We start from the raw sequence: 9,321 nt of genomic DNA, 5'->3' as shown, positions 1-9,321 counted from the left end.
TTGTTGTTGGGAGACAAAGGCTACATTAAGCCGATTTTCAAAGAGGATTGCGAAGCGGTTGGTATCGACCTGCAAACGCCATTGAAAAAAAACATGAAAGATAACCGGCCAAAAAAATTCGTCAAACTGATTATGCGGGTCAGGCGCAGAATCGAAACCATCATTGGACAGTTGGCACATTATTTCGATATTGAGCACAGTGGCTGCCGTAATATGTGGCGCATGACAGCAAGAATGGCCCGCAAGTTACTGGCTTACAACGTAGGTGTATTCCTAAATGTACAAGCTGGTAAGCCTGCTATTCAGTTTGAGAATTTAATAACTGCTTGAAAACGCGGTTTTCGGGCATGATTAGGGAGCGTCTGTTAAAAATGCCGTTTCGGCCGACCATGTAGTGTTATTTATTGATCTATGGGTCAAAAGTCGGTCTTCGCGTAAGATATCTGACGCAGAGCAATAATATCAGTAGCAAGACAGGAAAGATGAAATGGCAAAAACGACAACGCTATTTTATTACGGCCTGTATTCATTAAGCTTCCAGTTGTAACGGTAACTGATCCGTCCTCTGTAGTTTTCCAATTGATGCTTTAAATCATCATTGGCAAATGACTTAATCTCGTTCAATACCCCATCTTTATCAATAAAGTCATCTTCATACCAGTCAAAAATACTGGACAGCACCAGGCGACCATTGATCAGGGTTGCGCCTTTTTTCTGATTAATAAAGCGTCGGGCGGCTGCCTCCAACTGTTGATCAATCCTTTTTCCCCGGAACGCATCAGGCAATAAATCAGGGCAGCCAATGCTGGCGCAGTTCAGTGCATAGTGAATCCGGGGATTGTTCCAGATGGGGCGGAGAATTCGATGCTCAATATCGTGCAGGGAGATAGTCTGACCAGCAATCATGATAAGTTCATCCCGCCAGGGTCCCATACGGAACCATCCCTTACCCAGCTTGGTAATGGACTTGACCGGGTAGTAATCAAGGATCAGGTCAACGGTTAATGCGTTATACAGGTTGATCCAATAAGCCAGCTGCTCAGTACGATTCAGCTTTCTGGGGTCCAGCACGGCAAGACTGTTCAGATATGCATCCAGACTGCCTTTTTCAGTTTTGGTAACACGCCCATATTCAACCATATACATTCCGGTTGATTCCGAGAGTATGACGTAGCGATCCAGAAAGTTCTGCCATTGTGAGTGATCAACCACCTGCTCACTACTCTGGTCAGCCTTATCCCAGTATGACCAGCGATCCGGGGATGGAACTGCCTGGACCGCAATACTGAACAGTAAGAGCAAAACTGAAACGACGTATCTGGCCATACATGGCACCTTTTTAGCGTTATTTCAGAGCCATCCTCTGGTGAAGCGCCTGATTAAGAAAGTTGATCGGCAAAGAAACGGGCTACTTCAGCTCATTCAATCGCCAGTCATACTGGTACTGAATCGTACCGGTATATTTTTTCAGCCGCCGGGCATTTGCCTGAGAAGCAAACTGGCGCAGGTGCAAAACAACCCCCGCCTGATCAACAAAATCCTGTTCATACCATTCATAGATGCGCGACAGCGTCAGCTTGCCTTCCACCCAGCTCATGCCTTTTTCCTGCCGGATAAAGCGCCTGGCAAGTTCATCCAGCATTGGCTCAGTATTGTCTGCGGTAAACACCGTTGGGGACAAATCCGGGCAACCGATGCTGGCACAGTTCACCGCATAATGAATACGGCTATCGTCCCATAGTGGTCTGAGAATCCGGTGCTCAATATCATTCAACGTGAGGTTTTGCCCTGCTACCTGGGTGATATCCATATCCCATGGGCCAAACTGGTACCACGGGCCAATCCTGGTAATGGATTTAACCGGATAGTGTTCCAGCACCAGATCAACCGTTAACGCGTTATAAACGTTGATCCAGTAAGCTTTCTGCTCTGCTAAAGAGTATGTCCTTGGGTCCAGGGAGGCCATATCCGCCAGGTATTTATCAAGCTTGTCCCGATCTTCCTGACTGACCAGCCCATATCGAAAGCGATTGCCACCCGGGCGAAGTGCCAGATAGGTATCCAGTATCTCCTGCCAGAGATGGTGATTGATCACCGCAGACGACTCTGGATTGCTTTTGTCCCAAAATGCCCAGTAGGTGCTGGCAGGCGCTGCCATCACCAGGCCCGGAAGGATGAGCAGCAAAGCACCAAGGGACAATGTTTTTGATGTTCGCCATAGATTGGCAAAGCAAAAACGGAGCGAGGCAGAATTGCTGAATGATATGGTCACGGGAATTCCTTCTTTTAATTATTTAGCCTTGATTGTTTAAATCATACCGCAGCAATTGATTACTGTTGATCATGGAAAGCAGTTCTTCAATATATTCTTCACCCCGGATGGAATATGCCCGCAAACCATAGGCCAGGTCAGCGCCTGTGACTGGCTCCTGACTGACTCTTCTCTGCTCCCGCAGCTGCCTCAAAGCCCTGTATTGATGATTGGTGTTCAGGTTGTGCATATAAGCACGGACCGACGCCGCAACATCCTTAAACTTCTGAACTTCGTAGGTCTCTCCTGCCGGGCGAGCCCCGGGTACAATTCCGCATCCCGGTTTGAAACACCACTGACCAAAGAAGTTGTTACCCTGTCGGGCAAATCGTGAAGTCCCCCACGCTGTTTCATTAGCCGACTGAGCCAGGGCAAGAGAAGCAGGGATCATATCGACAGACGCCAGCAACTCGGCAAAAAACAGTTCATCAAAAGCTGACACATCACCTATACGGTACTTTCTACCCATATCAGCCAGCCATAACCGATCGTTCTCCATCAGCTCTGACTGGGAAGATAACGCCATAATCCGCTGACGATTTTGTAAAATCGTATCATTCTCTTCTTGCACTATCGGCAATAAAAAGCCAAAGAAAGCACTTTTCTTAACCTTGACATCAACCATGCTGCTGAAATCCGGTATGGTCACAACCGGCAACGCTTCTGTCTTTTCAACCGCCCCCGTTCCCGGCATTTCAGGCCCTGACGCAAACTTACCCTGCCAGTGAATCCCCAAAGACAGCACCATTAACGCCAGAAAAACACCCAACATAATTTTATCAATCTTATTGAGCATGAGTACCTCAGTAAAACATTTTGATCAGCAACAGGATAAAGGCTGATGGCCAAAAAAGGCAGAAAATCCACTAAAAAACGTTCAGTTTCTTTACAAACCGGGCGAAACATGACAACACTTGAGGAGCGGCTTAACGCGGTTCTGCGATGGAAAACCTCTGCAGAGAGCCAATAATAATAACAAAGGTTAAGCGCCGGTCAGTATCAGTATCCACCACTTCAGTGGAAGAAGCGGCCTGATATCCTGCCGAACACACGGAGGCACTGTTATGATCCTAAGCCATTTCTGGGGCTTGCTTACTGAGCCCGACAACGAATGGGTCAGCATTCGCAAGAACCCGCCCGGATTGATCCAGCTCTACCTTGGCCAAATCATCTGGCTGGCAGCCCTGCCCGCCATCTGCACTTACATTGGTACTACGATGGCTGGCTGGAGCCTTCCCGGCAGCACCAATGTGGTAAGACTCACACATGAGAGTGCCCTGTGGATGTCCATCCTTGCCTGGATGGCGATGGTCTGTGGCGTTGCGGTCATGAGTTGGTTTATCCACTGGATGAGCGGTAACTTCAACAGCGACCCGTCATTGGCAGACTGTACAGCCTTTACCTGCTATACCGCCTATCCTCTGTTTCTCATTGGTATCTGTGGTCTCTATCCATCACTGTGGCTGGCTATTATTGCCGGCACTGTGGCGGTATCTGCCACGGCCTACCTGTTGTACAGTGGTCTCCATATTTTTATGAAAATTCCTCAGGAACAGGGCTTTATCTATGCCAGCTCGGTTCTCTGTATTGGCCTGGTGGTTCTGGTTGCCATCATGATCACTACCGTGATTTTCTGGGGTATGGGCATTGGGCCTGAGTATGTGCAGAGTTATTAGTCCCAATCTTAACGATTAATTATCCTTAAATGATTCCAACATTTAGCACTCGCTCTCCGTTCACCCTGAGCGGAGTCGAAGGGTCCCGGGCACGATCTATCATGCTTGGGAGTTTACGCCCTTCGACAGGCTTCAGGACGAACGGAGTTTGGAGGCTTGTGGAAATTATTCAAGAACTATTCCCAAGGCCGTTTTATGCGGCTTTTTTTGTGCCTTACGGATTTCACAATCCTGAGCAATCCACTATGATTTGCGGGCAAACTCAGGGAGCAGACAAACCATTGCCGAACGACCTTCACCAAATTGAACAGCGGATTATTGAGCTTTATCAGGAAGCAGAACGCTTTTTTCAACAACCGTTTAAAAAACCTTATATTCGACTGGATCTCACCGGGGAGACAGCGGGTCAGGCGTGGATTGAAAAACATCAACTGCGCTTTAATAAAGTGCTGCTTCAGGAAAACCGTGAGCACTTTATCCAACAAACCGTCGCCCACGAGGTGGCCCACCTGCTGGCCTATGAACTGTTTGGCCGAAACATCCGGGCCCATGGCCGAGAGTGGCAAGGGATCATGACCAGGGTATTCAGACTTCCCGCCGATCGTTGTCACCGGTTCGACACAGGAAGCAGCAGCCGGAAGCAGTGGCTGTATCGATGCCACTGTCAGGGCAAGACGATTCACCTGAGCACCATACGACACAACCGCTCGCAACGGGGAACGGTCTATCTGTGCACCGCCTGTAAAGGGCCATTAACATTTCTCGGTAACGTCCGGGCTGCTCCCCAAAACTGCTAATAAGTCATCGCCGTATTTTTCCAGCTTGAATTGCCCTATTCCAGTGATTCTCGACAATTCAAGATGGGATTGAGGACGAGCCTTTATCAGCTCCATCAGGGTCTTGTCGTTCAGGATGACATAAGCGGGGACATTCTGTTCCTCAGCATGGCTACGGCGCCATTGGCGCAAAGCCTCCCACAACTGCTGATCATGGGCTTCCACCACCACACGACCAACTTCCCGGTATTCCTGCTCATACTTCCGGGAAGGCTCATAACGATCACGGCGTAACTGAATACGCTCATCACCTTTTAACAGTGACCGGCAACGCTGATTCAATTTAAGAGCACCGTGACTGTCGTGATCCACATTCACATACCCTCTGGCCACCAGCTGGCGATAGACCGACCGCCAGCTGCTCTGATCCAGCTCGGTGCCGATACCGAAGGTGCTAAGCCGGTTATGACCAAAACGGCGGGTTTTATCGGTGCTTTTGCCCAGCAGAATATCCACAAGATGGGCCACCCCGAAGCTCTGCCCACTGCGGTAAATACAGGACAGCGCCTTGCGGGCAACTTCAGTCCCATCCCATATTTCCGGTGGCTCAAGACACAAGTCACAATAGCCGCAGGGTTTATCCAGAGGCTCATCAAAGTAATTCAACAACACCTGTCGTCGACATCCGGTCACCTCACAAAGCGCCAGCATGGCTTCCAGCTTTTGCTGCTCTATCTGTTGAATATGCACACTGGCACTGGAGCGGGCCTGTAGCTGTTTGAGCAGCACCACATCCTGTAAGCCATAAACCATCCAGGCGGTAGCGGGCAGGCCATCCCGCCCCGCACGCCCGGTCTCCTGATAATAGGCTTCAATGCTTCTTGGCAGGTCGAGATGGGCAACAAACCGCACATCCGGTTTATCAATCCCCATACCAAAGGCAATGGTCGCGACAATAATGATCCCTTCTTCGACGATAAACCGGTGCTGGTTTGCCCACCGTTCTTCCGGTGAAAGTCCGGCATGGTAGGGCAGCGCCTTTCGCCCTGACTGCGTCAACCACTGGGCAGTCTGCTCCACTTTCTTACGGGAAAGGCAATAAACAATTCCGGAATCTTCGGGATGCTCTTTATTAAGAAAGTTCAGCAGCTGTTGCTTACCCTGCTTCTTCTGGCTGATCCGGTAGAAAATATTGGGTCGGTTAAAGCTATCTATAAATACCCGGGCAGCTCCTAGCCCCAGTCGTTCACGGATTTCCTGGCGGGTTCTCTGATCGGCCGTCGCTGTCAGGGCAATTCGGGGAACCCCCGAAAACCGTGTTTGCAAACAGGAGAGCTGCAGGTATTCCGGCCGGAAATCGTGCCCCCACTGAGAGACACAGTGAGCCTCATCAATAGCAAACAAAGCCACCTGAATCTGATCCAGCAGCCGCTGTATCGACTCAGTCAGCAGTCTTTCCGGCGCTACATACAATAAATCCAGATCACCGATCAGCAGTTCCCGCTCAACCTGAAGCCGGTCTTCCGGCAGCATGGCGGAGTGCAGACAGTCGGCACGAATACCCAGCTCCCGAAGACTGTTAATCTGGTCATCCATCAAGGCAATCAAAGGAGAAACGACAACTGCCGTACCACCTCTTAATAACGCGGGGATCTGGTAACAGAGCGATTTCCCTCCCCCTGTTGGCATCAATACCAGGGCATCACGGCCAGCAACGATTTCATTAATTACCTCTTGCTGGAATCCTCGAAAGGACTGGTAACCAAAGGTATTTTTTAAAATATCCAGAGCAGGATCAGACATCTACAGGCAAAGTTTCAGATAAAATCACAGTATAAGGAGTCCTATTATCAATTTCACCATGAACCCCGGACTTTAGCGGAATTTTCATAACACTGCTTTTCACGGCAATTGGCCTAAACTTCACCGGCAACCCATTGGCAGCTTTAATAGCTTGCCAAGCCAGAGTAAAATCCCTTTTCACATTTTCAGGATACCCTCTATGTCCAATACCCGTGCTTCTGTGGAGGCGCTGTTACAGCCTTTTACGCCACAAAATGAAGGAACTCTTGACTACCATGGTCTTCACGGTTTCCTGACAGCCCTGACCATCTGCCCCATAAACCTGACCGAGCAGGTACGGAACGAGAGTATTTTTGATGGTGAGGTAGAGCTTCCAGCAGCCAGTGCCAATGAGTTGAATGAACTTATTGCCAGAATGCAAACGACCATCGACCGGGGATTTAACGACGAAGATGAGGGCTTTTCCCTCTCCTGCGAATCCGAAGAGCTGGAAGACCACGACGATGAAGCCCTGGCCAACTGGTGCATCGGTTTTATGGTGGCTCACTTCCTCGATGAAGACGTCTGGTTCGGAACCAATGAACAGGAGGTCTGTGAACTCCTGCTGCCGATCATGCTGGCCTCAGGCCTGTTTGATGATGAACAGGAATTTCAGGATATTCGCAGGGACAGTAAGCTCACAGAAGATATGTGCAGCCAGATTCCCGAAGTGCTGATGGAGCTTTACCTGATCTTCAATGCACCGGAAGAGAAAAAGCCACACCCATCCGGAAAACGACGTTCATAGTTGGGTCTGGCTGGTAACCGGGAATGCTTCTGGTTACCCCTGGCTATTTCAACCTGAGTTACCCGGACTTCCGCCCTGCCATCCGGAATCTGTGAGAGTCTACCGACTGCTACCTTCCTGACATTGCGGGAGATTGGTATGTTTCTGGCCATGGTTGGTTTAAATTCCGGAGAGAACTTTATCGATATCATGGTGCGGATGGTTTGCAATAGATGATGTACGGTGCCGTGATCGCTCTTATACACCGGATTCTTTTTCGGAGCTATCACACATTTTACTTTTAAGAAAAGCAGCCTGCTCTTCAGAAATGCCTGAGTGTCCGGGAAGCTTACTATGGCACCACGATAAATGGCTTTCTTTTGCCGCAGCATTGGCAAACATTTCGTACATCCGGGATCCCTTGCGAATCGTATGATCGTTTTCCCGTGAGAGAATAATTGTGTTCACCTTGTGGTATTCCACCAACTGTTTCATGGGGGTGGCTGCATCAATGTGAGCACCGAACAACCAACCCAGGGTATCGGCAAATTCGGGAAATTGTGGAATGACGACTCTTGAAGTGGTGCTGTAGGAGTCATGGTTAACCAGTGTAAGGCGTTTTTTGGTCCGTATTGCCTCATCTTCACCCAGATTACTGAGATAGCGTTCCAGAGCAACTGTGGCAACGCCGCCACCCAATGAACTTCCCATCAGTGTGATGTTGTCAATACCGGGTTGGTTCAGTGCCGTGTGCAAAACTGCCATGGCATCCTTTATTACGGTTTCGCCGGTGGCCGCAGGAGCATAGCGTAAAAGTCCTGCCCTTTTATTGATTCCGGTGCCCGTGTAATCGTAAAGAAGAACGGGACAGCCCAGAATCCGCTGAATATTGCCTGGTGTTTCTGTGGGTTTGCCATCTGGCAGTCCATGGGATGTGCTGGCAAGCCTGTCTTTGTCAAAGAAATTTGAGATGGTTGTACCATTCATATTGTTAAAAATGATCAGGTCTGACAATGGTGTGGACTGTTGCTCTGCGGGGTAACAAATGACTCCGCAAAGGGTTGTGGCGTCATGGGAGAGGGTGATTTTTTCTGTCCTGAAACCGTCCTGATGGTTGGCGTTACAGGCAGAATCTATAATCGCCTGACTCTTTGCGGGGAAGTGGGCTTTAGCGGAAAACAGGTAGCAGTATTGTGCTGAAACAAGGCGGCAGCCCAACAGTTTGGATAGGCCAAGCCGGTTTTCAATCATCCACCCGGCAACTGATGAGCATTGGGATATCCCATAGCTGGACAATGATGGGGAGGTCGGTTCAGCAGGTGTCAGGTGTCCACTTAAGAGGGAAGTACTCACTAAATGTGATGCCACAGGGCGGTTGCCAAAGTGTGCATTCGTGATGGGTTGTTTTTCTGGCATCTGCCAGCTTGCGGGAAATGAGGGACTGATTGCTTTACTGGTGGATTGTGCGACGGTATTCATCTGGTGCCTGATATATTGTAAGTAGGTACTCGTTAACCTTCGTATACTTCGACCATATAATCAGTAATTAGTTCCATCCATTGCTAGCCAAGGCTTAAGCCTGACTACATCCGAAACGGTTGAGAAACTGGAGCAGCTTCTACCCTGGGCAGTGAAGGCATCTCAAGAATAAGCCGATCCGGCGGGGTTGGCTATTACGCTGGTTAAATTGGCGTTTACGTTCTATTGTTGTCATCCCCAGACGATTCTCCAACTGGAAACAGGTAATCCCCGAAGAAAGCATGCAGTCACCTTCCTCCTCAGTAACCGCAGACACGGCATCCCCGTTAACATCCACTGAAGCCGGAAGGCACCAGCCAGCAAACAGCCGAAAACAAGAAAGAAAGCGATCCATGTCAGGTTACCAGGTGGAACAGACAACAACGGGCACTGGAACATTTCCACCGCATCAACTGCAATCTGAATCCGGGCCCATCCCATCCATAAAGCGCAGGCGTGTTACTGACAACA

10 protein-coding genes are annotated in these 9,321 nt (G+C 49.4%); 4 read left to right on the top strand and 6 right to left on the bottom strand.

The features are described from left to right. The coding region (locus CX664_RS06175) for a transposase (protein ID WP_180966392.1) at positions 1-330 on the top strand (330 nt) is incomplete at its 5' end. 183 nt (positions 331-513) lie between these two features. Here the strand turns inward: CX664_RS06175 and CX664_RS06170 are convergent. The 3 genes from CX664_RS06170 to CX664_RS06160 form a co-directional block, all read right to left on the bottom strand. Continuing rightward, complete coding sequence (locus CX664_RS06170) at positions 514-1,326, bottom strand: DUF547 domain-containing protein (RefSeq protein WP_101745885.1); 813 nt, start codon at positions 1,324-1,326, stop codon at positions 514-516. An 82-nt stretch (positions 1,327-1,408) separates the two neighbouring features. Next, positions 1,409-2,272, bottom strand: a complete 864-nt coding sequence (locus tag CX664_RS06165) for a DUF547 domain-containing protein (RefSeq protein WP_244910629.1) — start codon at positions 2,270-2,272, stop codon at positions 1,409-1,411. A 22-nt stretch (positions 2,273-2,294) separates the two neighbouring features. Continuing rightward, complete coding sequence (locus tag CX664_RS06160; protein ID WP_101745884.1) at positions 2,295-3,107, bottom strand: glucosaminidase domain-containing protein; 813 nt, start codon at positions 3,105-3,107, stop codon at positions 2,295-2,297. Between the two features lie 268 nt (positions 3,108-3,375). Between CX664_RS06160 and CX664_RS06155 the strand changes: the two genes are divergently transcribed. Together CX664_RS06155 and CX664_RS06150 are read left to right on the top strand one after the other, a co-directional pair. Then, positions 3,376-3,987 (top strand): Yip1 family protein, encoded by a 612-nt coding sequence (locus tag CX664_RS06155; RefSeq protein ID WP_219622129.1) that lies wholly within the window; start codon positions 3,376-3,378, stop codon positions 3,985-3,987. A gap of 158 nt (positions 3,988-4,145) precedes the next feature. Continuing rightward, a complete protein-coding gene (locus tag CX664_RS06150) occupies positions 4,146-4,784 on the top strand; it encodes a SprT family zinc-dependent metalloprotease (protein WP_180966391.1) in 639 nt (212 codons plus the stop codon). Here CX664_RS06150 and recQ read toward each other — a convergent pair. Beyond that, complete coding sequence (gene recQ / locus CX664_RS06145) at positions 4,740-6,566, bottom strand: DNA helicase RecQ (protein ID WP_101745882.1); 1,827 nt, start codon at positions 6,564-6,566, stop codon at positions 4,740-4,742. The genes CX664_RS06150 and recQ overlap by 45 nt on opposite strands. A 199-nt stretch (positions 6,567-6,765) precedes the next feature. Here recQ and CX664_RS06135 point away from each other — a divergent pair, with 199 nt between their 5' ends. Continuing rightward, positions 6,766-7,353, top strand: a complete 588-nt coding sequence (locus CX664_RS06135; RefSeq protein WP_101745880.1) for a YecA/YgfB family protein — start codon at positions 6,766-6,768, stop codon at positions 7,351-7,353. On the opposite strand, the gene CX664_RS25595 is transcribed toward CX664_RS06135, so the two are convergent. Together CX664_RS25595 and CX664_RS06130 are read right to left on the bottom strand one after the other, a co-directional pair. Further along, a complete protein-coding gene (locus CX664_RS25595) occupies positions 7,290-7,598 on the bottom strand; it encodes a hypothetical protein (RefSeq protein WP_145999859.1) in 309 nt (102 codons plus the stop codon). The two genes, CX664_RS06135 and CX664_RS25595, sit on opposite strands and share 64 nt — an antisense overlap. Further along, a complete protein-coding gene (locus tag CX664_RS06130) occupies positions 7,591-8,811 on the bottom strand; it encodes an alpha/beta hydrolase (RefSeq protein WP_101745879.1) in 1,221 nt (406 codons plus the stop codon). The genes CX664_RS25595 and CX664_RS06130 overlap by 8 nt, the downstream gene beginning before the upstream one ends. Positions 8,812-9,321 lie beyond the last annotated feature (510 nt).

The organism is Endozoicomonas acroporae (assembly GCF_002864045.1).
GTDB lineage: Bacteria > Pseudomonadota > Gammaproteobacteria > Pseudomonadales > Endozoicomonadaceae > Endozoicomonas > Endozoicomonas acroporae.
This window is presented reverse-complemented; position numbering and strand designations above follow the sequence as displayed.